This window comes from Desulfobaculum bizertense DSM 18034 (assembly GCF_900167065.1).
Taxonomy (GTDB): domain Bacteria; phylum Desulfobacterota; class Desulfovibrionia; order Desulfovibrionales; family Desulfovibrionaceae; genus Desulfobaculum; species Desulfobaculum bizertense.
Genome location: NZ_FUYA01000001.1, coordinates 137735 through 162644 on the forward strand (window position 1 = coordinate 137735; position 24910 = coordinate 162644).

Annotated in this window: 25 protein-coding genes, 3 tRNA genes and 1 riboswitch; of the genes, 17 read left to right on the forward strand and 11 right to left on the reverse strand. The window is 52.5% G+C overall.

What is annotated here, in order from left to right; all coding sequences use genetic code 11:
• Nucleotides 1-144: 144 nt before the first annotated feature.
• Nucleotides 145-987, forward strand: a complete 843-nt coding sequence (locus B5D23_RS00615) for a nitroreductase family protein (protein WP_159445862.1) — start codon at nt 145-147, stop codon at nt 985-987.
• A 333-nt stretch (nt 988-1320) separates the two neighbouring features.
• The gene (locus B5D23_RS00625) at nt 1321-2427 is read left to right on the forward strand and encodes an efflux RND transporter periplasmic adaptor subunit (protein WP_078683458.1); all 1107 of its coding nucleotides are present in this window, start codon (nt 1321-1323) and stop codon (nt 2425-2427) included.
• A 46-nt stretch (nt 2428-2473) separates the two neighbouring features.
• On the opposite strand, the gene rarD is transcribed toward B5D23_RS00625, so the two are convergent.
• Complete coding sequence (gene rarD / locus B5D23_RS00630) at nt 2474-3385, reverse strand: EamA family transporter RarD (protein WP_078683459.1); 912 nt, start codon at nt 3383-3385, stop codon at nt 2474-2476.
• A 273-nt stretch (nt 3386-3658) separates the two neighbouring features.
• On the opposite strand from rarD, the gene B5D23_RS00635 reads away from it, so the two are divergent.
• The 4 genes from B5D23_RS00635 to B5D23_RS00650 all read left to right on the forward strand — a co-directional run bounded on the left by B5D23_RS00635 (nt 3659) and on the right by B5D23_RS00650 (nt 6666).
• A complete protein-coding gene (locus tag B5D23_RS00635) occupies nt 3659-4216 on the forward strand; it encodes a glycine cleavage system transcriptional repressor (protein ID WP_144012497.1) in 558 nt (185 codons plus the stop codon).
• A 26-nt stretch (nt 4217-4242) separates the two neighbouring features.
• Entirely contained in the window at nt 4243-5616 is a 1374-nt protein-coding gene (locus B5D23_RS00640) for a PFL family protein (protein WP_078683461.1), read from the forward strand.
• Nucleotides 5617-6144: 528 nt separating this feature from the next.
• A tRNA-Ala gene (locus B5D23_RS00645) sits at nt 6145-6220 on the forward strand.
• Nucleotides 6221-6444: 224 nt separating this feature from the next.
• Nucleotides 6445-6666 (forward strand): hypothetical protein, encoded by a 222-nt coding sequence (locus B5D23_RS00650; RefSeq protein ID WP_078683462.1) that lies wholly within the window; start codon nt 6445-6447, stop codon nt 6664-6666.
• 203 nt (nt 6667-6869) lie between these two features.
• On the opposite strand, the gene glyA is transcribed toward B5D23_RS00650, so the two are convergent.
• The gene (gene glyA, locus B5D23_RS00655) at nt 6870-8156 is read right to left on the reverse strand and encodes a serine hydroxymethyltransferase (RefSeq protein WP_233813532.1); all 1287 of its coding nucleotides are present in this window, start codon (nt 8154-8156) and stop codon (nt 6870-6872) included.
• Nucleotides 8157-8194: 38 nt separating this feature from the next.
• Nucleotides 8195-8279: riboswitch (ZMP/ZTP riboswitch) on the reverse strand.
• 722 nt (nt 8280-9001) lie between these two features.
• Complete coding sequence (locus tag B5D23_RS14875; RefSeq protein ID WP_144012498.1) at nt 9002-9244, reverse strand: hypothetical protein; 243 nt, start codon at nt 9242-9244, stop codon at nt 9002-9004.
• Between the two features lie 192 nt (nt 9245-9436).
• On the opposite strand from B5D23_RS14875, the gene B5D23_RS00670 reads away from it, so the two are divergent.
• Complete coding sequence (locus tag B5D23_RS00670) at nt 9437-10375, forward strand: YceI family protein (protein ID WP_078683466.1); 939 nt, start codon at nt 9437-9439, stop codon at nt 10373-10375.
• Between the two features lie 39 nt (nt 10376-10414).
• Nucleotides 10415-11827 (forward strand): tRNA uridine-5-carboxymethylaminomethyl(34) synthesis GTPase MnmE, encoded by a 1413-nt coding sequence (gene mnmE, locus B5D23_RS00675; protein ID WP_078683467.1) that lies wholly within the window; start codon nt 10415-10417, stop codon nt 11825-11827.
• A gap of 36 nt (nt 11828-11863) precedes the next feature.
• Here mnmE and B5D23_RS00680 read toward each other — a convergent pair whose 3' ends face one another.
• The gene (locus B5D23_RS00680) at nt 11864-12274 is read right to left on the reverse strand and encodes a winged helix-turn-helix transcriptional regulator (RefSeq protein ID WP_078683468.1); all 411 of its coding nucleotides are present in this window, start codon (nt 12272-12274) and stop codon (nt 11864-11866) included.
• A gap of 195 nt (nt 12275-12469) precedes the next feature.
• Here B5D23_RS00680 and B5D23_RS00685 point away from each other — a divergent pair, with 195 nt between their 5' ends.
• From B5D23_RS00685 to B5D23_RS00705, 5 genes are all read left to right on the forward strand, one after another.
• Nucleotides 12470-12979, forward strand: a complete 510-nt coding sequence (locus B5D23_RS00685; RefSeq protein WP_078683469.1) for a nitroreductase family protein — start codon at nt 12470-12472, stop codon at nt 12977-12979.
• A 264-nt stretch (nt 12980-13243) separates the two neighbouring features.
• The gene (locus B5D23_RS00690) at nt 13244-13813 is read left to right on the forward strand and encodes a flavin reductase family protein (protein WP_078683470.1); all 570 of its coding nucleotides are present in this window, start codon (nt 13244-13246) and stop codon (nt 13811-13813) included.
• A 30-nt stretch (nt 13814-13843) separates the two neighbouring features.
• On the forward strand, nt 13844-14419 hold the full coding sequence (locus B5D23_RS00695) for a flavin reductase family protein (protein ID WP_078683471.1): 576 nt from the start codon (nt 13844-13846) through the stop codon (nt 14417-14419).
• Between the two features lie 50 nt (nt 14420-14469).
• On the forward strand, nt 14470-15078 hold the full coding sequence (locus B5D23_RS00700; protein ID WP_078683472.1) for a DsbA family oxidoreductase: 609 nt from the start codon (nt 14470-14472) through the stop codon (nt 15076-15078).
• Between the two features lie 46 nt (nt 15079-15124).
• Nucleotides 15125-16501: an SH3 domain-containing C40 family peptidase gene (locus B5D23_RS00705; RefSeq protein ID WP_159445863.1), complete on the forward strand. Its 1377-nt coding sequence runs from the start codon at nt 15125-15127 to the stop codon at nt 16499-16501.
• Nucleotides 16502-16984: 483 nt separating this feature from the next.
• Here B5D23_RS00705 and B5D23_RS00710 read toward each other — a convergent pair whose 3' ends face one another.
• The 5 genes from B5D23_RS00710 to rpmH form a co-directional block, all read right to left on the reverse strand.
• Nucleotides 16985-17992 (reverse strand): Jag family protein, encoded by a 1008-nt coding sequence (locus B5D23_RS00710; RefSeq protein ID WP_078683474.1) that lies wholly within the window; start codon nt 17990-17992, stop codon nt 16985-16987.
• 89 nt (nt 17993-18081) lie between these two features.
• Complete coding sequence (gene yidC / locus B5D23_RS00715) at nt 18082-19686, reverse strand: membrane protein insertase YidC (RefSeq protein ID WP_078683475.1); 1605 nt, start codon at nt 19684-19686, stop codon at nt 18082-18084.
• Nucleotides 19679-19954 (reverse strand): membrane protein insertion efficiency factor YidD, encoded by a 276-nt coding sequence (gene yidD, locus B5D23_RS00720; protein ID WP_078683476.1) that lies wholly within the window; start codon nt 19952-19954, stop codon nt 19679-19681. Before yidD ends, yidC begins: the two co-directional genes overlap by 8 nt.
• Before the next feature lie 2 nt (nt 19955-19956).
• Nucleotides 19957-20352, reverse strand: a complete 396-nt coding sequence (rnpA, locus tag B5D23_RS00725) for a ribonuclease P protein component (protein WP_078683880.1) — start codon at nt 20350-20352, stop codon at nt 19957-19959.
• A complete protein-coding gene (gene rpmH, locus B5D23_RS00730; protein WP_078683879.1) occupies nt 20340-20474 on the reverse strand; it encodes a 50S ribosomal protein L34 in 135 nt (44 codons plus the stop codon). Before rpmH ends, rnpA begins: the two co-directional genes overlap by 13 nt.
• Nucleotides 20475-21142: 668 nt before the next feature.
• Here rpmH and B5D23_RS00735 point away from each other — a divergent pair.
• The gene (locus tag B5D23_RS00735) at nt 21143-21799 is read left to right on the forward strand and encodes a lactate utilization protein (protein ID WP_078683477.1); all 657 of its coding nucleotides are present in this window, start codon (nt 21143-21145) and stop codon (nt 21797-21799) included.
• An 8-nt stretch (nt 21800-21807) separates the two neighbouring features.
• Complete coding sequence (locus B5D23_RS00740) at nt 21808-22425, forward strand: phosphatase PAP2 family protein (protein WP_078683478.1); 618 nt, start codon at nt 21808-21810, stop codon at nt 22423-22425.
• A 71-nt stretch (nt 22426-22496) separates the two neighbouring features.
• Here B5D23_RS00740 and B5D23_RS00745 read toward each other — a convergent pair whose 3' ends face one another.
• A complete protein-coding gene (locus B5D23_RS00745; RefSeq protein ID WP_234985048.1) occupies nt 22497-23174 on the reverse strand; it encodes a TVP38/TMEM64 family protein in 678 nt (225 codons plus the stop codon).
• A gap of 267 nt (nt 23175-23441) precedes the next feature.
• A complete protein-coding gene (locus tag B5D23_RS00755) occupies nt 23442-24170 on the reverse strand; it encodes a glycosyltransferase family 2 protein (RefSeq protein ID WP_078683481.1) in 729 nt (242 codons plus the stop codon).
• 90 nt (nt 24171-24260) lie between these two features.
• Between B5D23_RS00755 and B5D23_RS00760 the strand changes: the two genes are divergently transcribed.
• Nucleotides 24261-24337 (forward strand) — tRNA-Met (locus tag B5D23_RS00760).
• Between the two features lie 100 nt (nt 24338-24437).
• Nucleotides 24438-24514: transfer RNA gene (locus B5D23_RS00765), tRNA-Met, on the forward strand.
• Nucleotides 24515-24910 lie beyond the last annotated feature (396 nt).

The window sequence follows — 24910 nt, forward strand, 5'->3', positions numbered from 1 at the left end:
TTTTATGTAGAAAAGCGGGATGCTCAACCACGAAAGTACCAGTTTAATGTGGAGGAGAAGTGAAAATCCCCTGTTATTCCGTTGGACTGGCGATTTTGCGTGAAGGGACTTGCGCTTTAAGAAAAATAGACTAGAAAGATGCGTATGCAAGCAATTGAACCACCTATCAGCATAGATACAGACGTCTGTGTACGCTGTGGACTGTGTGCCAAAGACTGTCCACTCGGCGTTATTGTCGTGGATAAAAAGACCGGAAGTGTTGGCCCGCACAAAAAACGCGCGGACCGGTGCTTCAATTGTGGTCACTGCATGGCAATTTGTCCCACAGGGGCTATTCGCCTTTCATGTTTCGAAGGACAGCAGGCAGAGCGGGTGAAACGCACTGCTCTGGCTGATTTTGACGCTGTAAAAACAGTGATGAGCTTCCGCCGTTCAGTGCGGTCCTTTAAGGATGAGGCGCTGCCGCAGGAAGAACTGCAAAAACTTCTTGATGTCACGGCCTATGCACCGTCTGGACATAATGAACGCAAAGTGCGCTGGGCAATTGCCGCAACGCCGGAAGCGGTCCAGAGGGTTGGGCAGTTCTGCGCAGACTGGATGCAGACCAAGGTTGATGAAAAACATCCTTTGGTTCAGAAGCTCCACCTGCGAGGAGTTGTACGTTCCTGGCGTGCCGGACATGATCTGATCTGCCGGAATGCCGCCGCACTGAGCTTTGCGTATGCTCCTGTTGAGGGAGCAACTCCGCGTGAGGATGCCGTCATTGCAACAAGCTATCTTGAGCTGGCTGCTTCTGCTGCTGGTCTTGGAGCATGCTGGGCTGGCTACGTGAATGAGTGCGTGAATGACTGTGCTGAGCTTCGGGACTACCTCGGTATTCCGGAAGGCTTTGAAGTGCATGGAACGTTGATGCTGGGCTACCCGGATGTGAAATATTCCGCTGTTCCGCCCCGCGAACTGAATGAAATTCAATGGATTGAAAAATAATAGAGAGCTTTTTCGCTCTGTATTGCGAAAAGATTTTCTTGGCGCCCGGATGTTTCCTGGGCGCTTTTTTTATGCGTGATGAGTTTTTTTCTTCCTGTATGGTTCTTTTTTATGGCTTGGTGTATGATTTATCGGGGTATATCGGTCTTTTTGCCTGTTGTGACGAGAGTCGTGACCGGGACCATGTGCCCTCGTGAATCAAGAAAATATGCTGAAAACATAAAGAAAATGGAACGGAAAAGAAAAAAGCTTTTCACGCAAATGGAGCTGGAAAGACATCGGCCTGCCCGCTCGATCGCGTGAACTTCCATAAACACTGCTGGAGGAAACGCTGTGAGAAAACAAATTGTACTCGTGACCGTAGCGGCAATGGTTTTTTGCATTGGCGGGCTGATGGGCTGTTCCTCTCCCGAAGAGGACAAGGTCGCAGCTCCAACGATTCAAAAAAGCACTGCGGGGCAACCTGTAACCGTGATGACTGTTCCGCCTGCAACCGGTGGAAAAGAGTGGGTGAGTGTTGGGGTGAGCAGTAGTTCCGAGCCGCTCGCGCTGTCCTTTGATCATTCCGGAAAACTTGCACGTATTTTTGTCCGTGAGGGGCAGGACGTGGATAAGGGAATGACCCTTGCTGAGCTGGAATCCAAAACTGATTCCAAAGATGTTCGACAGCTCAAAGAAAATATTAAGGTTCTGAAATCGCAGCTTGCTGATGCCCGGGTGCAGGAGCAGAAGATGGGGAAACTGCTGCGACAGGAAGTTGTGAGCAAGAAAGAATATGAAGTGACAAAAGAGCTTGTGCTGAGCACCGAAGCCGAGCTTGATGGGCAGGAAAAGATGATGGATACAGTGCAGAAAAACGGCGGTGGAAGCAGGCTTGTTGCTCCAGAGCGCGGCTATGTTTCTGCACTTCCTGTCGAGCCGGGGGCACAGATTGTGGCCGGGCAGCCTGTCGTTATGGTCAATGCGAACAGAGGCAAGGAAATGCTTGCCCGCATCCCGCAGAAACTGTTGCCGTACGTGCGGGAAGGTGATGCGGCATCCGTAACCTTTGACGTATTCCGTGAGGTCCACTTTGCGGCTCGCGTTGAGTTCATTGGGCAGACAGAGGCAACGGGCCTGATTCCGGTCCGGGTGCTGCTCGAAAAAGCAGATGCCCGGGTGCGTGATGGCATGGAAGGCGAAGTGCATTTCAGTATGGATCGCGCGTCGGATTTCTCTTTTGTGCGCGTTCCTGAGAAGGCAGTTTTTGGAGAACCCGGTGGAAACAGTTATGTCTGGCTGGTCGATCAGGCCGCAAAGACCGTGAACCGGAGTCTCGTGGACGTGGCAACACGTCGTGATGGTCAGGCAGTCCTGTTTTCGGGCGTCTCCTCTGGTGATGTGATTGTCACGAGTGGAGTGTACAGTCTTGAAGACGGGCAGAGTGTAGAAGTAAAGTGATTGCGAAAAGAGATAAAAAAAAAGGCTGCCAGAAGGCAGCCTTTTTTTATGCGTGATCTTTGGGGGGCTTTGGCGCCCGGTAGGTCATGACGCTGTCGACCGTGTAAATCAGAACTCCAACCCATATGGAGGAGAAGGTAATGAGCTTCGTAAAGCTGAATGGCTCGTGATACACGAAAACGCCGAGCAAGAGCATGCAGGTTGGCCCGATGTACTGGAGCACTCCAAGCGTGGTGAGGCGGAGCCGTTGCGCACCATAGCCAAAGGTTACCAGCGGAATGGAGGTTACTGCTCCAGCAAGAACCAGAAGCATGGCGGTCTTTGGCCCAAAGCTCAGGAATGCAAAGTGTCCATTTGAGGCCAGAAATTTGAAGTAGATCAGCGCAGGCCCAGAAAGAATGATGGTCTCGAAAAAGAGGCCGACCATTGAGGAAACCGGGATGATTTTACGCATGAGGCCATAGAGACCAAAGGTGATGGCCAGAGTAAGGGCAAGCCACGGGATACGCCCAAAGTGGACAAGTTCTATGCCGACGCCAAGCACGGCAAAGAAGACAGCTAGGACTTGCAGGCGCGAGAGCTTGTCACGAAAGAAGATCACCCCAAGCAGCATGCTGATGAGGGGATTAATGTAATAGCCGAGGCTGGCGTCAAGCACATGGTCGTTATTGACGGACCATATGTAGGTGAACCAGTTCAGCCCAATGAGCGAGCCAGAAATGCACAGCAGGCCGAGTGTCTTGGGGCTTTTGAGCGCTGCCGCGACGTCGCTCCAGTTGTGCATGAGCGTCAGGATAACTGCAATAAATGGCGCTGACCACACAATGCGGTGGCAGAGAATTTCAGAGGCAGGAACAGCTGCGAGGAGCTTCCAGTAAATTGGAAGCAGTCCAAACATAAAGAAGGTGGCGATGGTCGCAATAAGTCCACGCCGAACGTCTTCGTCGGAATAGGTCATGGTTCTCCCCATACGAAAAAAAGTGCGAATTGGCCGTGGAAGAGGATTTCCCCTTATGTTTGAGGAGTCTCGGAGTACAAATAGTTTGCGATTTGTACTGTTGCGCTATCCATATCTTTCATATGGCTTTTCACAAGGCTTTGTGAGACTATCCTCATTCTCCCTTTCACGGTGTGCGCAATTCGTAATGCGCTCCGCCTGCATGGTCAACTCTTGCAGGAAAAGAAATGTCCTTTTGTCCCTTTTCTATTGCTCAATGAATACGAGGAAAAAATGAATAAGGTTGTTGCTTCTTTTCTGGGGAGAGATTGCCCCGGTGTAACCCACAATGTTGCCAAGCTCCTGCACTCCCTCAAGTGCAGCGTCAACGAAATTACACAGACGATTCTTCAGGGCGAATACGCCATGATCGTCATCGCAACTCCCCCAAAAGGCCTTGAACTGGCCGAGCTGGAAAAGCAGATTGCCAAGGGCCTGAAACCACACAACATGAGCTTCACGCTGCGAGAATTTTCCCATGAGGGAAAGTGGGACGGCGGCAAGGTTCAGCCTTTTGTCGTGACGCTTCAGGGACCAGACAGCGAGGGACTTATTGCCCGCATGAGTGGTGTGCTCGCCAGATTCAACGCAAATATTGAGAACCTGAAGGCCTTTGCCTGTGACACCAACCCCGATCATATTGTCGTGGGTTTTGAGATTGTCGTGGGTGAGCAGGTCGATCTGGCTGCATTCCGTACCGCCCTTGGGGAAGAAGCGGAGGCTCTTGGAAGTGAAGTGAGCCTCCAGCATCGTGATATTTTTGAAGCCATGCACCGTGTCCAGCCTCTCTAGGCTGCAAGAGATCAGAGGAAAATAGAATGCTGACAGATAGAGAACTTCTGAGCACCCTCAAGATGCTGAAAAATGAGCATCTTGACGTGCGTACAGTTACTCTTGGAATAAGTCTTTTTGATTGCGTGAGTGACGACTTTGACCGTTTTGCGGGCAATATCCGCAGCAAAATTTTGCGCCACGCCGAAAACCTTGTGTCCTTCTGCGACGAGGTCGGCGAAAAGTACGGCATCCCAGTGGTGAACAAGCGCATCAGCGTTTCCCCCATGTCTGTGATTGCTGCAAACTTTGGCGTTGATGACATGGTTCGCACTGCTATCGTGCTCGACGATGTCGCCAAGGAAGTCGGCGTTGACTTTTTGGGTGGCTTTGGCGCTCTTGTCCACAAGGGGATGACCAAGGCAGACCGCGCGCTGATTGACTCCTTGCCCGAAGCTCTTGCCCAGACTGGTCGTATTTGTTCCTCCATCAACGTGGCCACGTCCAAGACTGGTATCAACATGGATGCCGTGCAGCTCATGGGCAAAGTTATTAAGAAAACAGCAGAGCGTACTGCTGATCTTGATGGCCTTGGTTGCGCAAAGCTCGTTGTCTTTGCCAATATTCCGCAGGACGTGCCGTTTATGGCTGGCGCATATCTGGGTGTTGGTGAGCCGGAAGCCGTGATTAACGTTGGTGTTTCTGGTCCCGGCGTTGTGCGCAAGGCCATTGACCGTGCCCGCGAAGCCAATCCAGATTTCAACCTTGGTCAGCTTTCCGAGGTTATCAAGCGCACGGCCTACAAGGTGACTCGCGTTGGTGAAATCATTGGACGTGAAGTTGCTGGCAAGCTCGACGTGCCTTTTGGTGTTGTCGACCTGTCCCTTGCCCCAGCCCCGCAGGTTGGCGACAGTGTTGGTGAGATTTTCCAGAGCATGGGACTGTCCACCATTGGTGCCCCCGGTTCCACAGCTGTGCTTGCTATGCTGAATGACGCGGTGAAGAAGGGCGGAGCCTTTGCAAGCTCGCACGTTGGCGGACTTTCTGGTGCATTTATCCCGGTTTCTGAGGATTTGAATATTGCCGAGGCCGCGGCAAATGGCTCGCTCTCCATTGAGAAGCTCGAAGCCATGACCTGTGTGTGCTCTGTTGGTTTGGACATGGTCCCGTTGCCCGGTGACACTCCTGCCTCGACCATCTCTGCAATCATTGCAGACGAGATGGCCATTGGCATGATCAATTCCAAGACCACAGCCGCACGTCTTATTCCTGTCCCCGGCAAGAAGGCTGGAGACACTGTTTCCTGGGGTGGTTTGCTTGGTGATGCGCACATCATGGAGCTGCCGCACAAGGATGGAGCAGAGGACTTTATTTCTCTCGGTGGTCTTATTCCTGCACCAATTCATCAAATGAAGAACTAGGACAGGCTGGAAACGCCATTTTATTGTGCTTTTTTGCGCAAAGTTTTTTGGGCGTCAGGAGGAATTCTGGCGCCCGTTTTTGCACCAAACTTATTCAATAAATTAAATTATTTCAAATGGTTATTGTATATAGATTTGTTGCAGTTTTGCGACGTTTGTGTCAGCTGTTTTGAAGACCAAACAAGTTCTATTTGGAGACTATGATTACTTTCTCACAATAGCGTTTTTTTGTAGACGAAAAACTTTTGATGGGTATATACCCAGTATTGAGCAAAACGCTTGTGGCTGTAGGACAGTTCCTCTGCCCCCCCGCCCCTTGACACCCCGTCTTCGGATGCCATCGTAAACAGGCTTTTGTGAGGTGACATACAGTCCCCTTGCATAAGGAAACTGCATGTCGCTGTGCTGGACACGGTCCGGCGCGAAATCAGTGAGCATGGTAGAGCCATCCGAGGAAGATTTCTCAGAGAGATATTTCTCTCTTGACAAGTAGCACCGACTGGTGCATTTTCTTCCTCCACACAGAGTGGGGCTGTAGCTCAGTTGGGAGAGCGCTTGAATGGCATTCAAGAGGTCAGGAGTTCAATTCTCCTCAGCTCCACCACTCATATGATTTTTCGCGCCAGACACAAGTCTGGCGCTTATTTTTTTCCCCAAAGTCGCCTTTTGTCATATTCGACATCTTCATCACAGAAAGACGACATTTCGCAATCCCGCGCAGGTGGAGCGAGATATTGGCTGCCGATGGGCGTTTAGTGTCACGTGTATAACCATCGGTAATGTGTATTACCACGTAACTGTGAACCTAACTGGGTAGGTGGAAAGAAAGTGAAAGACCTCGTCCTTATTATTGGCACTTTTGTGATGCTGTACATGATTGTGTTCCCTCCGTTTAAACTCCGTCGGAGAAGAACCTCTTGTGGCTACTCTTTTATTGGCACTCCGCCCAAACGCTTTGGACGCCGCTGTGTCATTAATGTTTCCGCTTTGCTGAACCAGCTCGCCGCTTGTGGCGTTGTCTTCGGTCTGCTCGAAGTTTTTTGTAGCTAATCTAGCGTACGAAAAAACGCGTAAACAAAAAGGGACCCAAGCCTTAGGCTTGGGTCCCTTTTTGTTTGGTCCAAAGTCTTGGAGGGACGGACCAGCAAAATGGACGTTTTGCTTCACTTTCTGAATCGGAGAGAGAATGGAAAGCGCCGCCCGCAGGCCGCTCAACCCGCGGACGGCGCATTTCGGTACCAAGAGGTGGAGGGTTAGTCTATCCCCGGTACCGGGAACGTCCTGCACAAGTTTTCCACTTCGCTCCGAATGGACTTGTGCAGGGCCTGGTTGGTCGGGTCCTGCAGGGCCACGGTCATCCAACCGGCGAGAGTTTTCATGTGCTCTTCCTTCATCCCCCGCGCCGTCGCCGCAGGGCTACCCATGCGGATTCCGCTCGGACGTAACGGAGGATTCGGGTCATCTGGAATGATCTGCTTGTTCACAGTGATCGAAATGGTGTCGAGAATCTCTTCCGCAACACGACCGTCAATGCCAAAGCTCGCTTCAGTATCAACAACAATCATGTGATTATCTGTTCCGCCAGTTACAAGCGTCACTCCTCGCTCAATAAATGCCTGCGCCAGAGCTTTCGCGTTCAGCAGTACCTGCTCAGCGTAATCTTTGAACTCAGGCTCAAGTGCCTTCCCTAAGGTGATGGCGATGCCCGCAATGCTGTTCATGTGCGGGCCGCCCTGCAAACCAGGGAAAACAGACTTGTCGATCTTTGCCGCAAATTCCTTCCGGCACAACACCATTCCTCCGCGTGGACCACGAAGAGATTTGTGTGTGGTCGTGGTCATGATGTCAAACCCATGATCAAATGGGTTCTCCAGCACACCACCTGCTACCAGTCCCGCAAAATGCGATGCGTCAACCATCGTAATTGCCCCGACCTCATCGGCAATCCGTTTAAACGCGTCGTAGTCAATGTCTCTGGGATAGGAAGTGTAACCACACAACACCAGCTTCGGCTGGGTTCTCTTCGCAATCTCCAAAAGCTCGTCGTAATCAATAGAACCGTCAGCAGGGTTCGTCTTGTAACGCTCAAAATTGAAGATGCGACCCATGTGAGATACCGGCGCGCCATGCGTCAGGTGTCCCCCATGAGAAAGATCCATCGCAAGAATCGTGTCGCCCGGCTCCAGTAAACCAAGGTATACGGCCTGGTTCATCGGAGAGCCAGAAAGCGGCTGCACGTTTGCATGCTCACAGCGAAATACCTGCTTCGCACGCTCCCGAGCTAGATCCTCGATAATGTCGGTGTATTGTTGGCCACCATAGTAACGGCGACCAGGATATCCCTCGGCGTATTTGTTCGTAAATACGCTGCCAAGTGCGCTCAACACTTCAGGATATGTGTAATTTTCAGAAGGGATTAACTCCACGCCAAGACGCTGACGATTCTTTTCGCCCTCAATCGCATCATACACTGCGGAGTCATTTTTCTGGAGAAGTTCAAGATAGGTCACGGGCATTCCCCACGCTCTCTCATCTGTCATAAAATGAAAGTTTCGTGTCGGTACCCTGAAAGAACTCAGGATACAGCCCAGGCGAGCGGCTATTGTTGCTCTCACGCTTCCCTGTGGTAATCCCACATTTTCTCGCCAGTCACGTGAGGCTCTTTTTCAAAAACCGTTGAAAACCTGCTACGACACCCTGCACTTTGCTGTCAACTCCTTTTTTCAATTTTGTCGATTGCCCATTTATATGAACAGATTTTACCCAGCTCGGTAGCGCTGAATGGGTGGAGGGGGGAAGATTGGGGGCCTGCCCCAGCCCGCGAGGGCTGGATGGGCGGGAGGGGAGAGAACCGGGGCCAGCCCAGCACGTAAGTGCTGGATGGGTGGGTGGGGGAAGATTGGGGGCGCTGCCCCCAAACCCCCGCGTAAGGGAATGATTCCCTTACGTATCCTCATCGAGTTTGAATTCCCTCCACGCTTCGCGTGAATGAAATTCAAACTTGTTGGGGCTGCTTAAAGCGGCTTTTTTCTCTTCTGCGAGCTGCCGCGATTTTCTTTCTGAACGCTCGCGTTCAGAAAGAAAGGGGTGAGGCGCAAAGAAAAAGAACACACACCCAGTTAATTAGGCCGAAAAAAGGGGCCGGATGAAGGGGAAAGCCAAAGGCTTTCACTCATCCGGCCCCTTTTTTTCGGGCGAAATCGGGATTCCCAAGGGCCTCGTCCTTGGGCGGGGTCAAGGGGCGGCGCCCCTTGCAGGGTTTGGGGCGGCGCCCCAATAAAAAACAACACCCGCCCGCCCGGCACCCCTTGCAGGGTTTGGGACAGCGTCCCAATAAAACTGCGCCCCTTGCAGAGCACGAGACGGAGTCTCGTAACCCACTCACTTAGTCGTGATGATGTTCGTGAGTGTGAGGGTGGGAATGGTCGTGGTCGTGTGAATGCTCGTGAGTGTGTGGATGAGAGTGAGCGTCGCAGCTGTGAACATGATCGTGCGTATGCGTGTGAGGATGCTCATGATCGTGCTCATGGGTGTGTGGATGGGAGTGATCATGATACTGCTCATGATCGTGAATAAGCTGCTCATACTTGCTGTGCGTGTGGCTTCCGCAGCCGCAGTTCTTACACATAACCGTCTCTCCTTGTGATGAAAAATAGGGCAGAGGGCTGCCTGTTGCAGATAGCTTTAGGCGTACACCTTTTTTTTTATCGTGTCACTGACGAACTGAAATAATCCGAAAGGGAGGGCGGAGAGGGGGGAGTGCTTTTTACATGAAGGAAGGGAGGGAAATGTGTAGAATGTAGGGTGAAGGAGGCAAGCCATGAAAAAGAGATTCCAAAGGCTCAGCGCGGAAGAGTTGCAAAAGTGGCGCTCGACGGGCGAGGAATTTACACTGGTTGATGTGCTTTTGCCAGAGCTGCACCAGGCGAAACGAATTCCCGAAGCGGAAAACGCATGTGTTTTTGATATGGAATTCGTTGAGATGGTGCTGGAGCTTGTGGAAAGTTCTGAGTCGCGAGTTGTGCTGTACGGCGAGAGCGAGGACGGACGGGACGCAGTGATTGCGGCGGAAAAGCTGGATAGACAAGGCTTCCGCAATGTGTGGATACTGGCGGGAGGTCTGTGGGGCTGGGTGGAAAAAGGCCTTGAGACGACGGGGACAGAACGCATTCCAAAAGAGGAAGGGCTGCTGCTGTTTAATGGGCAGTATGAGCTGAGCCGTTCACAAAGTCTGATCCACTGGGCTGGGCGAAACGCAAAAAGTGTGCATACCGGGACTCTCCGGGCGTCGCGTGGGCAAATTGATGTCCGGGATGGTGGATTGACGGGATCTTTTACAATCCCGCTGAACACAATGCGCAATACAGACCTTGAGGACGAGAGCCTGAAAAATTTGCTGATTCTGCACTTGCTGTCAGATGATTTTTTCTTTGCCGATGAATTTCCGGAAGCGCGATACCATATTTCTGGAGCCAGCCCTGTCGAAGGCGCAAGCCCTGGAATGCCAAACTATGAAATTCGGGGCGAGCTGGAGCTTCGTGGAGAACGCTTGCCGCTGCCACTTCTGGCAACGGTGTCAAACCTCGAAGAGCGAAACGTGTCCATTGCGGCCAACTTTGATTTTGACCGAACCCAGTGGGGCGTGGTGTACGGCTCTGGGCGACTGTTTGCCCGGCTGGGCTATCACCTTGTTTTTGATCTGATTAGCATTGATCTCCATGTTTTGATGAAAAAAAAGGATGAAGCACACGGGGCGTGAACCCTTGGCAATGGGTGAGGCCTGACGTATAGAGCAGCCATGCAGCAAAATCATTCATTGAAAGACACAATTGCGGCCATTGCAACGCCGCTCGGAAGCGGTGGCGTGGGCATTGTTCGCCTGAGCGGATCGCGAGCCAAAGAGATTGCGAAACAGCTTTTTGTTTCGTCTCGGGAGGCGTTTTCTGATTTTCGGCCATACACCATGCATCACGGGTGGGTGCATGACCGAAACGGAGCCAAGCTGGATGAATGCCTTGCGGTGTTCATGCCGGGACCGGGTTCGTATTCTGGCGAAGATGTTGTGGAATTTCAAAGCCACGGCGGGCCTGTTGTTGTGCGCACGGTGCTTGAGGCTGTGTTGGCAAGCGGCGCACGAGCTGCTGGGGCCGGAGAGTTCACCTACCGGGCTTTTGTGAATGGTCGTATGGACCTGACACAGGCAGAAGCTGTTGCCGAAATGATTGCTGCACCAACGCGCGCGGGCATGACCCTTGCGCAGGCAAAGCTGTCTGGAGCCTTGGGAGAAATGATAGCAGGGCTGCGGGCAAAGCTGGAACACCTGCGTGCTCAGCTCTGCGTTGCCGTGGACTTTCCTGATGAAGAAATCGAGTGCCTGTCTCCAGAAGAGTTCTTGCAGGAGACGCAAAGCGTGGGAGAATCCATTGCCGCACTGCTGAAGAATTTTCATCGTGATCGCTGCTGGAGAGAGGGGGCGCTGACCGTGCTCGCCGGGCAGGTCAACGCAGGCAAATCGAGCCTGATGAATGCCTTGCTTGGCCGTGATCGGGCTATCGTGACAGACATCCCCGGGACAACGCGTGATTACCTTGAAGAGGCCGTAAATATTGACGGCTTGCCGGTGCGCCTTGTGGATACCGCAGGCATTCGGGAGACCGAGGACACGGTAGAGCGCGTCGGTCTGGAGCGCAGTAAGGATATGGCCCAGAAGGGTGATCTTGTGCTGCTGGTGATTGACCGGACGCGCGAGATTCTTCCTGATGACATATCGCTGGCGCAGGACCTTGGACCGGAAAGAGTGCTGGTCGTACTCAATAAGTCTGATCTGTTTGATGAAAATGGACACGGCGAGAGCGCCGAGGCTGTTGATGCGGGGTGGTTCGAGCGTGCTGGATATCAGTGCGTAGAAATTTCTGCTCGCTCTGGCGCTGGCGTCGATGCGCTGTGCGTGGCAATCCGGGAGCGGATTGTGGGGCGCAGTGGCGAGCCTGATGCGGGTGAGCTGGTGCCGAACCTGCGACAGTCGCAGGCAATGGAAAGCGCTGTGGCTGAGCTGGAAGCGCTGGCCACAGATATTCGAGCGGAGATTCCATATGATCTGCTTGGGGTCAGGCTGGAAACGGTCTGCGACATCATGGGCGAGATTACCGGCGAGATTGCCTCGGCGGATGTGCTCAACTCGATCTTTAGCGATTTTTGTATCGGCAAATAATGACAACAAGAAAGGCGCCCTGTGTGGCGCCTTTTTTTATGCGAGAGCGAGGTGTTCCAGCTCTTCGTGCTGTTCTTCTGCGGCAGAAGAACCAAAGCGTTCTTCATACAGCTTCCCCCAGTCACACATGCCTTCCAGAATCGGAATAAAGCTTCGTCCCACCTCCGTGAGAGAATATTCAACCTTGGGCGGAACCTGCGCATAGACCTGCCTGTGGACCATGCTGTCGTGCTCCAGCTCCCGGAGTTGCTGGGTGAGCATTTTTTGTGTGATTTTGGGCATGGTGCGGCGAAGTTCGCCGAAGCGAAGCACACCATTTTTGTGCAGCTTGAACAGAATAAGGGGCTTCCACTTGCCACCAATAATTTGCAGGGCAAGCTCGAAGTTGCAAAAATATTCTTTGTCGCCACAGCGCTTGAGCTGGCAGGGCTGTTCAACTGTTTTCATGGAAAAATCTCCTTGCTGACACGAAAGTGGAGCCGAAAAACAGGAAAGTAGGGTATACTTGTCAGTCTTGAAAGAGAATTCATGGTTTCAAAAAGAAACTGACTTTCAATAAAGTGTCTACTTGCCTTTTGGAAAGCTTTATTCCAAAACCATGATTCTGTAAATGCACCACTGAATTCAAGGAAAGGAGCTGTTATGGATATTTTTGAAACACTGCATACCCGCAGAAGTATTCGTAAATTTACCGGTGAAGATGTTTCTGATGAGCAGGTTCAGGAGCTTTTGAAAGCTGCAATGGATGCTCCGAGTGCTGGCAATCAGCAGCCGTGGCATTTTATTGTGGTGCGCGATCGTGAGATTCTGACCGCTATCGAAGGGTGGCACCCGTATTCGAAAATGCTGCGCAAGGCGTCTTTGGCGATTATTGTCTGCGCAGACAAGAGTCTCGAAAAGTACAAGGATTACTGGCCGCAGGACTGCTCGGCTGCGACTCTGAATATTTTGCTGGCAGCCCGCGGCATGGAGCTTGGGGCTGTGTGGTGCGGCATCTATCCGATGGAAGACCGCATGAAAGGCGCTTCTGAAATGTTCAAACTGCCAGAAAGCGTTGTCCCGCTGTCTCTTATTCCCATTGGTGTGCCTGATCAGCCGTCTCGTACCGTCGACCGCTTTCGTGAGGACAGAATCCATCTGGACCGCTGGTAAGAGCTTGGGGAAAAACACAAAGGGCCTTGCAAAAAATGCGATCTACGCGCACAGTACCCGCAAAGAATTCGCCGTCTCTGCGCAGGCCCTGTACTGCTGAATGGGACGAGTGGGTGACATTTCCTTGTTCGGCCTTTGTTTAGGACTTTGGTATGATATATACCGTTCACAGCTCATCCTCTGTGGTGAGAGACTGTGTTTTCTGAGCATATCGGACTTGGATTTTTTCCATAACTGACATCGCATAAAGAGGAGTTCACTGTCGTGAAAGAACAGATAGGAGCACTGAACGCCTTATACCCTTCGCTGACGACGCTTGTTGGAGCGGTTGTTAACGGGCGTGAGAATTTTATAGCGGTAGCACATGTTGGAATCCTGAAACACAGCAAGAATCCGTATCTGACGATTGCCCTTGCCAAGGTGCACCACACCAACAAGGGAATTCACGATCATCAGGCGTTTAGCGTGTGCGTCCCCTCGCAAAAGATGGTTGAAATCACAGATTACTGTGGGCTTGTCTCTGGCAAGAACACGGATAAATCGCAGCTCTTTGACGTGTTTTATGGCGAAACATCGTTTGCACCCATGATTAAGCAGTGCCCTGTGTGCATGGAGTGCACGGTGCATGATGTCGTCGACCTCAAGAGCCATGATATTTTTATTGGTGAAGTGAAGCGTACTCACGTTGATCCTGCGGTACTCGATGGCAAAGACATCGATATTACCAAGGTGCAGCCGCTGCTTTTTGACATGGCATCCAAGAAATACTTCTCTCTTGGGGAGCCTGTCGCAGACTGCTGGAGCGTGGGAAAAGCGCTCAAAAAGAAAGACTAGGCGAACTATTCGCCAAAGGAAATGAGTCTCATGTTGAAATCTCTCGGAGCCAAGACACTGGCTTTCCCTGCCCCTGCATGGGCAGTTGGCACCTATGATGAAAACGGCAAGCCTAACGCTATGCTGGCCGCATGGGCTGGTCTGTGCTGCTCCAAGCCTCCGTGCGTTTCCGTTTCCCTTCGTTCTGCGACCTATTCGCACCACGCTGTCATTGCGCAGAAGGCTTTCACTGTGAACATCCCTTCCGAAGAGTTCGTGAAGGAAGCTGACTACCTCGGCATGGCCTCTGGCCGTGACGAAGACAAGTTTGCCAAGGCTGGTCTGAGCACCATCCCCAGCGAGCTGGTCTATGCACCTATCATCACGGATTTCCCGATGGTGCTGGAGTGCAAGCTTGTTCATACTGTTGAAGTTGGCCTGCACACCCTGTTTGTGGGTGAGATTCAGGACGTGAAGGTTCAGGAAGAGTTACTTGACCTGAACGGTCATCTGGATACCGACAAGCTGAAGCCTGTGGTCTTTGGCCCAGGTTCTCGCCATTACTATGGAATTGGCAAGTTCCTTGGCAAAGCGTTCTCCATCGGAGACGAGATTCGCAAGAAGTAAGAACGTATCTCAGGCGGCCGGGAAACTGGCCGCCTTTTTCTGGAGTGGCAATGCGCATTCGTATTTTTTCTGACTTCAACTGTCCCTTTTGCTGGCTGGGTTCACGCATTATTGCCAAGCTTCGGGAAGAGCTGGATTTTCAGGATGAGTGGCTCCCCCTTGAACTTCATCCAGAGATTCCAGAGCAGGGCAGTGAGCTGCTCGACAAGTATTTGCAGGAAGAGCTTGATGGCTTTGTTCGCACGCTGAATTCTCGTGGTGAAGAGCTTGGCATTCATTATGCCCCTATGCACAAGAGCCGGAACTCGCACAAGGCATTGCTGGCAGGTGAATTTGCTCGCGACAATGGTGCCTTTCATGCCTTTCATCAGCGGGTGTATGTCGCCTATTTTACCGAAGACCGCGATATTTCCAGCGACGCAGTTCTCAAGGAATGCGCGAGTGATTGTGGGCTTGATCCCGTTCGCATGATTCAGGCTGTGCAGGATGGACGCTATGAAGTCCGGCTTGCTGACGTCAAAAAAGAAGCCAAAGCTCGCGACATTCAGGTGGCCCCCACTTTCCTCCTCGACGATGGGCAGCGCATTGTTGGTGCGCAGTCTCTCCCTCTTTTGCGGGAGCAGTTCGTCGCCATACGTTCAGGTCTCACAGCGCTTTAGCCTTTTCGGGATTGCAAAGAGTCTTTCTGCTGCGTATCCTACAAGAATGAACATTTTTTTGCGTACGCAGCGCAAGGCGCTCCACATTTTGGCTGTGGTTGCCGTGCTGGGCTTCTGCCTTCATCTGACAGGCTGTGTGTCTGGCCAGCGTCTCTCCCCTCAGGCTTCTCTGCCTATTGAGGACTTGAGCACCTATTCTCAGCTCACCAATTCCTACATTGATCCCCTTGGTGGGAACAGCGAGCTTTTGACTCCTGATCAGGCTGCTGAGCAGGCTCAGTACATGCGGCGCATGTGGTTTTCTCCGTGGCACAGGAGTACTCCCGGTGCTGCTGCTTACGACATCCCGCAGTATTTGAAGCGGGTTGACCCAAGCGTCTTTTATGGCGAAGACATGCGCCCTTACAGCTCTGCCTGGAAGCAGAAGCTTGAACTTCGGTCGCAGCTTCGTTCATTCCCCAATTCCGGTTTTGCCGCGATCACCATCCGCAACACCGCGCTTCGCCTTTTCCCAACCCGGCATCCCGCATTTCGCGATTTTCGCAAAGCAGGGCAGGGCTGGCCCTTTGACCTTTTGCAGAACACCGGCGTCTGGTCGCAGACTCCCGTCTACATTTCTCATATTTCTCAGGATGGGGCATGGCTCCTTGCTGAAACGCATTATGCAGCGGGATGGTTGCCTGCTGAGGACATTGTGCAGGTTTCCCCCTCGCTCCAGCGTCGTCTCGAAAGCTCTGACCTCTCCGCCGTCATAGTCGATAATTCTCCGCTTACCGACGTCTACAACCTGTATCGCGGGTCCGCGCGCATAGGCATGCTCATGCCAGAGGTGGACGGCAAGCTTTTACTCGTTGTGCCTGACGCGAGTCATCAGGCCTCTGTGGTTCAGGTTCAGGCTCCGCCCATGTCTGTGCAGCATTTTCCTTACGCGTTAACAGAACGCCATCTTTCTCAGCTCGCAGACAGTATGATTGGGCAGCGCTATGGCTGGGGCGGTCTCTATCAGAACCGCGACTGCTCTTCCCTCCTCATGGACCTTTATCTCCCCTTTGGCATCAGGCTCCCTCGCAACTCGTTTCAGCAGGCGAAGTCCACTGTCTCTTCCATCTCTTTTGAGGGGCTTGAGCGCTCTGAAAAGCTCGCCCTTATCAAAGAAAAAGCTATCCCGTGGATGACCCTCTTTTGGAAGCCTGGGCACATTATGCTCTACATTGGCGAAAAGGATGGCGTCCCGCTTATGTATCACGCTATGTGGGGCCTCGCTACGCGCTCCCGCTCCGGTGAAGAAGGACGCCTCGTTATCGGCCGCGTCAGCATTACTTCCCTCGTCCCCGGACGAGAAGACCCACGTGTTACCCGCACCGGAAAAGCCCTTATCGACTCCTTTCAGCAAATGAGCTTTCTCCCGGTTAAAGTTGAGTAAAGCTATTGAGGGGCTAGCCCCAGTGCGGTAATGCTGATGGGTGGGGGAGAAGAGATTGGGGGCCAGCCCCCAAACCCCCGCGTAAGGGAATGATTCCCTTACGTATCCTCATCGAGTTTGAATTCCATCCACGCTTCGCGTGAATGAAATTCAAACTTGGGTGAGAATGGCGTAAAGAGTTTCTTTCTCTTTCTCGTGCGTTCGCCATCATTTTCTTTTTGAACGCTCACGTTCAAAAAGAAAGGGGTGGAGCGCAAAGAAAAAGAAAACACGCCCAGTTAATTAGGCCGAAAAAAAGGGGCCGGATGAAGGGGAAAGCCAAAGGCTTTCACTCATCCGGCCCCTTTTATTTCGGGCGAAAGTGGGATTCCCAAGGGCCTCGTCCTTGGGCGGGGTCAAGGGGCAGCGCCCCTTGCAGGGTTTGGGGCAGCGCCCCAATAAAACTGCGCCCCTTGCAGAGCACGAGACGAAGTCTCGTAAGCTCTATCGCCGAGGCTTGCGACGTTTTCGAGTCGTAGGTTCGATGAGGACGCGTTTAAGTGGTCCTTCACCGATGGAGTTTGTCTGAAGCTCCGGGTCATCCTGAAGCGCGAGATGAACGATTCGGCGATGATAGGAAGAGAGTGCACGAGTGCTGTGTGTCCGGCCGGAGCGTTTTGCTTTTGAGCCGAGAGACAGAGCCATGTCGCGGATTTCTTCATCCTGCCTGTCGCGGTAATTTGCTGTATCGAGATGGACCTGAACAGTGGTTTCGAAGTGCCGGGAGACGATGCGGTTCAGAATATACTGAAGGGCGGCAATGGTCTGGCCTTCGCGACCGATGAGGAGTTCGGGGTCGTCTTCGTTTTCGATCCTGACTTTGACGCGTGTTCCTTCGAGGGAGAAGCTGAGCTTGCACTGCGAAGTCAGGGGCTGGAGAAGGACGCGCAGGGCGTCAGTAACGACAGGTTCGAGAGCTTCCTTTGAAGGGAAGTGAGAAGCGCGCTGAGAGGGTTTCTGCTGGGCTTTCTGGGGCGTTGGCTGCTGTGGAGCGGTCGTTTGCGCAGAAGGGGCTGGGGCAGAATCTCGCTGGGTAGCGGGCTTTTTGGGTTCCTGAGGAGCTTTTGCGGCGGGTTTGGGAGGAGCCGCAGGGGTCTGAGGTTCAGGCGTAGAGGCCTGAGCTGTTTCCTCATGAGCGGGGGAAGGGGAGTGCCCGGTGGAGGGGGCGGAATCGGGGGGGGAATCGTGTTTTTCTGAGTTGTTTTTTGAGAAGCTGGGTCGCTTGAAGGTATTGCGAAGAAAGTCATCATCGAGAATGGATGATGAAGCGAGGGCAGATGCTCTTCGGCGTGCCTGAACGAGGGCGTTTTTCTTTCCGAAACCGAAGATACCGGTGCTTTCGCCGCGGAGGATTTCGATTTCGAGTTTGCTTCGTTCGACACCGTAGTGGCGACAGGCTGCGTCGATGGCAGCGTCAACAGTTTTAGCTTCGAACTCCTTGAATTCCTTCATGTGGTCTCCTGGTATTGGTGACCGGTCGACCGAACCGGAAAAAAGCAGGGGGGTGAAAAAACACCCCCCTGAGTAGTATCCAGTATGGACTAGGCCTTGCGCAACATCATCCACTGCTGAGCAATGGAGAGGACGTTGTTAACGAGCCAGTAGACGACCAGTCCTGCGGGGAAGTTAAGGAACAGGAACGTGAAAATCACGGGCATAAGAAGCATCATCTTTGCCTGGGTGGGGTCACCCGGGGAAGGAGTCATCTTCTGCTGCAGGAACATCGTCAGACCCATGATAACGGGAGTGACATAGAAGGGGTCCTTGGTGGACAAGTCTGCAAGCCAGATAATGTCCGTGAAAGGCACGTGAGAGATGAACGGGGCATGACGCAGTTCGATTGCACCCAGCAGGGCCTGATACAGGCCGAAGAACACGGGAATCTGCACGAGCATCGGCAGACAGCCGCCAGCGGGGTTGACCTTGTAGGTCTTGTAGAGGCGCATCATTTCCTCATTCATTTTCTGACGGTCATCCTTGTACTGCTCACGGACTTTTGCCATGAGGGGCTGGATCTTCTTCATGGAGTTCATGGACTTGTAGCTCTTGTGAGAGAGCGGCCAGAAAACACCCTTGATGAGGATGGTCAGCAGGATGATAGCGACGCCCCAGTTTCCAACATAGTTGTGGAAGAAGCGCAGCAGGGTCAGAAGCGGTTTCGACAGGATGTCGAAGAATCCGTAGGTCACGATTTTGCCGAGCTGGTTAGGAGCATCGGCAAGGTATTTATCGGTGACGGGACCGAAGTAGTAGCCAGCCTGAACGTTCGTCTGGGTGTTCGGGGCGATGGTGAGGTTATCTTTATCAGCCTGAACACGGTAGAGACCGTTCTGGTAGTTGGCACGCAGGGTGAGGTCACCGGACTGCGGGGCGAGGGCGAGCACAAAGTAGTTACTCTGGACAGCACCCCATTTGACGCCGTCGGAGAACTTGAGACCCTGTTCGAGGTCGTCAGTGTCCTTCTCGTTGTCGACGCCGTCGGCAGTCATGTAGGAAATTCGGGTCTGGTTGTAGCGGTCGTCTTTGGACGTCAGTGCTTCGGAAGCGACGGTAAAGCCGAGGCGACCGGACTGAGGGACGTTCGCAGTGTTGAGCAGGTTGACTTTTTCATCGATGAAATAGCTGTCTGCTTCAAACTTGAAAGTACGGGTGATGCGCAGACCATTGACCTGACCGGTAAAGGTCAGAGAACCAGCTTCCTCTCCGGAGAGGGCAAGCGTGCTCGTGGTGGGTGCAGCCCACTGAGCTTCGCGCCAGGTTCCTTTTCCGTTCCAGAGCAGTCCGAGGGGACCGCGTCCGATAGCTTCCTGAGAGATCAGGTTAACGGGTTTGGAATCTGCTGCGATAGTCTCGCGATAATTTTTGAGTTCAAATGAGGTCAGGATGCCGCCAGCGGAGTTGAACACGGCCTTGTACAGGGGAGTGTCCACGGTCACGCTCTGGCCGGACTGTGCCACAAAGGCGGCCGGTGCAGATGCTGGCTGTGCAGTAGTGCTTTCTGCGCTGTTAGGTGCAGAAACGGTTTCGGACTGGGCCTGTTCCGTGCTGACGGGCTGCTCACTCGGCTTTGGTGCGAAGAAGTAGCTCCACGCCAGAAGCACGATCATGGACAGACCGACTGCAAGAAAGACTCTCTTGTTATCCATTGAAAGTACCTGCTACATGATGGCGTTTTGATGATACCGGGGGGCCTGGCTGCCTCCGGGGTGGCACAGGATCGTAGCCACCTTTGCAGAAGGGGTGGCAGCGGAGAATGCGCCAGGCTGCCAGAAGACTTCCCTTGAAGAGACCATGTACCTGGAGAGCTTCAAGGGCGTAGGAAGAACATGTCGGCACAAACCTGCAGGACGGGGGGAAAAGCGGGGAAATGAAGCGCTGATACGCGCGAATGAGGAAAATAAGTATCGTGCGCATGATTAGTGCTGTCGGGAACTGCTTTTTGACGAAGCGCCAGACGCTTTGAGAGCGCGTGTCAATTGTGGAAGCAATTCATCCCGGACGGTTTGGAAGGTCAGCTGCAAAGGATTAACGTGTCTTTTGGGGACCACGACAAAATCAACATTTGCGTTGATGACGTCCTGATGCAGCCGGAAAAATTCCCGCAGGAGGCGTTTCGTGCGATTGCGTCTAACAGCGCATCCAACTTTCTTGCTTACGGCGAAGCCAGCGCGCCAAACCCCATCGGGGTTCCCGTTTGGGAGCGCGAACAGAATAAAATTCCGCGAATGATACCGCCGGCCTCGCTCGTAGCAAGCTAAAAAGTCCGGGCGCCGAAGTAGACGATGCTGGCGCGGGAACGTTAGACTGCTAATCTTTTGCGTCCCTTTGCGCGTCTGCGGCGAAGGATAGCGCGACCGTTCTTGGTACTGGAACGGACGAGGAATCCGTGGGTTCTTTTGCGTCTGGTATTGCTCGGCTGATATGTTCTTTTCATTGTGGTTTCTCCTTGGCAAAGCTAAACTAGGGTAAGTACCCCCGAGGTCTGCGAAAGTCAAGTTGTACGGGACTTCGCAGCACATGTCATGCCGCAGCCTCTGCGGGGGATGCGGCACAGGATGCGGCTCATTTGCCATAAATTTATATGATGCAAGACGCGCTATGTGCCTGAACACGGGGGTGATGTCAAGTCGCAACCGGGGCATCTCGGACTCTTCCGTTTAGTCGTAAAAATGACAATAAAAACGTATCACGGGGCATTTTCTGTGCTCTGCGTTGTCGCGAGCACACACCGCTCTTTTCTTCATACCGCAAAAGGCTTGGAAGTGCATGGAAAATGCGTCACCTTTTTGTGTTCTGATGCGTAAAGAATGGGAAGGCGGGAAAAAAAGTGTCAATGTTGAGGCTGCTTGCGCTGTTTGATTGCGAGTTCTGCCGTGGTGGGATGTGCTGAGTCTGCCGTTTTGAACATGTGCCAAAATCTGGCTCTGAAGAGCCTGGTTCTACAAAAAAGTCTCTTTCCCCGGCTCTGGGGAAATTTTTTATTTTTGCCCCTGTCCCTTGTGGAGGACATGGTATGCTTTCGGGTACTGCCTTGACCAGAAATTCCTTCTGAGGCAGGTCTAGTGCAGTGAATATCCGGTTTTACCCGTAAGGAGAAAGAAGATGACAAGTCCAGAAAGTCAGTTTGTTGCAGCGCGTACCGAAGAAGTGAAGGCTGCACTTGAGAAGAATAATTTTGAGGTTTATGTCGCAGAGAGCGTTCAGGCCGCACACGATATCGTTATGAACGAGATTCTCCCTGAGCTGGCCGAAAAAGAAAACGCCAAGACTGTGAGCTTTGGAGGCTCCATGACGGTTGTTGACTCTGGCGTCTACGAAGATTTGAAAAAAGATGAGCGCTTTGAGCTTATCGACACCTACCTGCACGACGACGGCGTGCTGGAGCGTCGCCGCGAAGCGCTGCTTTCTGATGTTTTCCTGACGGGCACCAACGCGCTGACCAGAAAAGGTGAGCTGGTAAACCTCGACTGTGTGGGCAATCGCATCGCAGGTATTGCCTGGGGTCCCCGTTCTGTTATCGTCATGGTGAGCGCCAACAAGATTGTGACCGACGTTGAGGCCGCAAAAGATCGCATCAAAAATTATGTTGCCCCGATGAACTGCATTCGCCTCAAGCGGAAAACTCCATGCACCAAGACGCTGAAGTGTATGGACTGTTCCAGCCCTGACCGCATTTGCAACCACTGGCTGATTAGTGAAAAATCTTGGCCAGCAAAGCGCATCAAGGTTGTGCTGATTAACGATAACATTGGATATTAGGACGGACTATGTCATTTGCCACCCCGGTTTGGGACCAGACGATTTTTGAATTTTTCCACTACACACGAAATCAGGCCTTCGACTTCCTTGCTCCACTCTTTTCTTCTCCGGTTTTTTTGTGGGGTGTGGTCCTCGTGGGGCTGTTCTTTGGACTGAGAGGCTGGCCCCGCCGCCATCAGGTCCTTGTTGTGCTGTCCCTCCTTGCCCTGCTTGGAATGGCAGATGGTGGAACAAATATCGTTAAGAACCAGGTCGGGCGTGTGCGTCCCCTGAATGCGCTGGCGAGCGTGTATTTCCATGAAGATGGGAAATGGCAGCAACGCCCCGCGGATTTTGTGCAGACCAAGGAAAAAGGATCGTCCTTTCCTTCGGCCCATGCCGCAAATTCAATGGGCGTTGCCGTGCTTCTGGCGTTCTTTTTCCCTGCCTGCCGCAAGAGTATCTGGCTCTTTCCGATGCTGGTTGGCTGGTCACGCTTTTATCTTGCCAAGCATTATCCCATTGATGTGTGCTCAGGCTGGATTTTTGGCGCAGTCATGGCCGCAATCATCTGCGCCGTCCTTTTATCGCTGTGCTCGCGGTCAATAAAAGAAATACGCTGGCGCCAGAACGGACGTCTTCAGTAGTCTGGACAGAAAAAATAAAACGCCTCGCAGGGAATGCTGCGGGGCGTTTTTTTTACGTCTGTTCTCGCGGGCTAGTCTTCTGAATCTTCGAGAGGCAGGCTGTTTTTTCTGGCGCGGTAGAGCTTGAAGCCAAGCCACGTCGAAATGATAAACAGGGCGATGCTGAGGCTTGTGCGCCAGACAGGGTCAACATTGAAGCCACTGCCAAGCAGGGCAAAAATGAGTGTCTGTGGAATAAAGCCAATGGCAGAACCAAGGAGAAAGGGACCGCTTTTGACGCCAGTTACGCCTGCCAGCAGGTTGGTCAGAATGTTGCTGCCAACGGGCATGAAGCGGATGACCAGCGCGGTGCTGATAGTGTTGTTTGTAAGAAAGCTGTCGACTTTTTGAATGCGTTTCCCAAAGCGGCGATTCACAAAACTGCGCCCAAAAAAACGGGAGTAGAAAAAGGCGAGGGCGCAGCCAATGGTTGTGGCCAGCGTACCGAGGGCTGTACCAGCAACAAATCCATAGGCATAGCCAGAAAGGAAACTAATGATCTGTCGGGGAAGTCCGACAGCCGTAAACAGTGCTCCGGCTCCCACAAAAAGGGTAATGCCATAGAGACCGTGGTTGCGGATGTGACTGTCTATCCAGCTTTCATCCAGGGCATTGCCCAGATCAAAGGCCTGAAACAGCACGCCAATCCCGGCGAGAACGGCAAGCATGACAATGCCCTTGAGATACGTTTTGACCTGTTTTGGGTCCACGAGGTTCTCCTGTGGTGTGGGGACGTCAGCGCTGGACATCCCGCATGCACAACCAGAATACAGCAGAGACAAGGAGCTGACCACAGGCGAGAACGAGGTCGTGGAGCAAGACTGCTCCTCCGAGAACACAAAAAGCTCCTGCGGCTGCAAGTAGGACAGCTGTAAAAGAGGGCGCGTGCTTGCGAAAGAGGGTGTATATGAGTCTTCCCTGGAGGCACACTCCGATGATGAGTGTCCAGAAGGGAAGCTGAGTGGTCATTGTCTGGGCTAGTTCTTTTCTTTTATCTGATACTGGACGAAACGCTGCTGCATCCAGCGCACTGCAATCAGGTCATAGGAGGATGCCTTGAGGCGGTCCCATGTGCCGTATTTGCTCACACCATGCTGGCGGTGGCGGTGATTGACGGGCTGTTCTTCGACCTTGGCGCCGTGCATTTTCATAAGCGTTGGCAGGAAGCGGTGCATGCCTGTAAACATGGGCAGCTTCTGAGCCATGTCTGTGCGCATGATTTTGAGCGAGCAGCCTGTGTCGTGTACGCCAACTTCTTTGGTCATGGCGTTACGGACTTTGTTGGCAATGCGGGAGCTAACGCGCTTGACGGCGGTGTCCTTACGATTCACACGCCAGCCAATGACCATATCGGCATCATTGGTCTGCATGTTCTGGATCATGGCAGGAATGTCTGCGGGATCGTTCTGGAGATCGGCGTCCATAGTAATAATGACATCGCTCTTAGCAGCTGCAAAGCCAGCGCCAAAGGCAGCAGACTGACCGCAGTTCTGTGCAAAAGCCAGATATCGGACATGCTCGTCCTGCTCAGCAAGATTTTTAATGACCTCCAGAGAGGTATCTGTGCTGGCGTCATCAACAAAAAGTACCGTCCACTCAACGATGGTGCGGTCCATTGCTTTGCTGATTTCCTTAAACAATATGGGGAGGTTCTCTTCCTCGTTAAAAACGGGGATAACCAGTGTCGCTGTTTTTATGTTGTTCATGACCGGACTTGGATAGTCAATTTAAAAAAACTTGTAAATAGTGTTGACACTTGTGTGCCGGGGCTGTAAACACTCAGTTCTCGACAGCGTTGCGGGGTGGAGCAGCACGGTAGCTCGTCGGGCTCATAACCCGAAGGCCAGGGGTTCAAATCCTCTCCCCGCTACCAATCATATTTTGAAAACCATCTGGTTTTGAATTGTGACAATGTCGAGAGTGCTGACGAAAGTCAGCAGAAAAACATCATAGCATAATTTGATGAGAAGTGGTGCGGGGTGGAGCAGCACGGTAGCTCGTCGGGCTCATAACCCGAAGGCCAGGGGTTCAAATCCTCTCCCCGCTACCAATGATTATACAGGGTTCTTCGGAACCCTTTTTTTGTGGGCAATGGCCCAGTAAAAAGCGCTTCATTTCAAAGCTTGTGATGTTTTGAGATGAAGCGCTTTTTGGATGATATAGAATTTTTGGCGAGCAAGCGGTACGGCCTGCTTGTCGTCTCTGTATTTTTGTCGCGCGTATTGGGTTCTGTCAGCATTTGTACACGCAGAGAAGAACGAGAGCCGAAACAAGAAGCGCTATGAGCGGAGAAAGAATTTTAAAAAGAAAGAGAATGAACAATGCGAGAAGAATACATCCAAGTATTTTGAGTAAAAGTTTCGAGATGCCAAAGGCAAAAGAAACAAGCATTGTCAGAATGAAGAAAATGCACAGAATTGCGATGAGTAAAATTGCGATGTTGAGC

Excerpts from the sequence above, each read along its gene's own strand:
- B5D23_RS00615 (WP_159445862.1), top strand. The coding sequence starts at position 145 with ATGCAAGCAATTGAACCACCTATCAGCATAGATACAGACGTCTGTGTA.
- rarD (WP_078683459.1), bottom strand. The coding sequence starts at position 3,385 with ATGACCTATTCCGACGAAGACGTTCGGCGTGGACTTATTGCGACCATC.
- B5D23_RS00635 (WP_144012497.1), top strand. The coding sequence starts at position 3,659 with ATGAATAAGGTTGTTGCTTCTTTTCTGGGGAGAGATTGCCCCGGTGTA.
- B5D23_RS00640 (WP_078683461.1), top strand. The coding sequence starts at position 4,243 with ATGCTGACAGATAGAGAACTTCTGAGCACCCTCAAGATGCTGAAAAAT.
- glyA (WP_233813532.1), bottom strand. The coding sequence starts at position 8,156 with ATGACAGATGAGAGAGCGTGGGGAATGCCCGTGACCTATCTTGAACTT.
- B5D23_RS14875 (WP_144012498.1), bottom strand. The coding sequence starts at position 9,244 with ATGTGTAAGAACTGCGGCTGCGGAAGCCACACGCACAGCAAGTATGAG.
- B5D23_RS00670 (WP_078683466.1), top strand. The coding sequence starts at position 9,437 with ATGAAAAAGAGATTCCAAAGGCTCAGCGCGGAAGAGTTGCAAAAGTGG.
- mnmE (WP_078683467.1), top strand. The coding sequence starts at position 10,415 with ATGCAGCAAAATCATTCATTGAAAGACACAATTGCGGCCATTGCAACG.
- B5D23_RS00680 (WP_078683468.1), bottom strand. The coding sequence starts at position 12,274 with ATGAAAACAGTTGAACAGCCCTGCCAGCTCAAGCGCTGTGGCGACAAA.
- B5D23_RS00685 (WP_078683469.1), top strand. The coding sequence starts at position 12,470 with ATGGATATTTTTGAAACACTGCATACCCGCAGAAGTATTCGTAAATTT.
- B5D23_RS00695 (WP_078683471.1), top strand. The coding sequence starts at position 13,844 with ATGTTGAAATCTCTCGGAGCCAAGACACTGGCTTTCCCTGCCCCTGCA.
- B5D23_RS00700 (WP_078683472.1), top strand. The coding sequence starts at position 14,470 with ATGCGCATTCGTATTTTTTCTGACTTCAACTGTCCCTTTTGCTGGCTG.
- B5D23_RS00705 (WP_159445863.1), top strand. The coding sequence starts at position 15,125 with ATGAACATTTTTTTGCGTACGCAGCGCAAGGCGCTCCACATTTTGGCT.
- B5D23_RS00710 (WP_078683474.1), bottom strand. The coding sequence starts at position 17,992 with ATGAAGGAATTCAAGGAGTTCGAAGCTAAAACTGTTGACGCTGCCATC.
- yidC (WP_078683475.1), bottom strand. The coding sequence starts at position 19,686 with ATGGATAACAAGAGAGTCTTTCTTGCAGTCGGTCTGTCCATGATCGTG.
- yidD (WP_078683476.1), bottom strand. The coding sequence starts at position 19,954 with ATGCGCACGATACTTATTTTCCTCATTCGCGCGTATCAGCGCTTCATT.
- rpmH (WP_078683879.1), bottom strand. The coding sequence starts at position 20,474 with ATGAAAAGAACATATCAGCCGAGCAATACCAGACGCAAAAGAACCCAC.
- B5D23_RS00735 (WP_078683477.1), top strand. The coding sequence starts at position 21,143 with ATGACAAGTCCAGAAAGTCAGTTTGTTGCAGCGCGTACCGAAGAAGTG.
- B5D23_RS00740 (WP_078683478.1), top strand. The coding sequence starts at position 21,808 with ATGTCATTTGCCACCCCGGTTTGGGACCAGACGATTTTTGAATTTTTC.
- B5D23_RS00755 (WP_078683481.1), bottom strand. The coding sequence starts at position 24,170 with ATGAACAACATAAAAACAGCGACACTGGTTATCCCCGTTTTTAACGAG.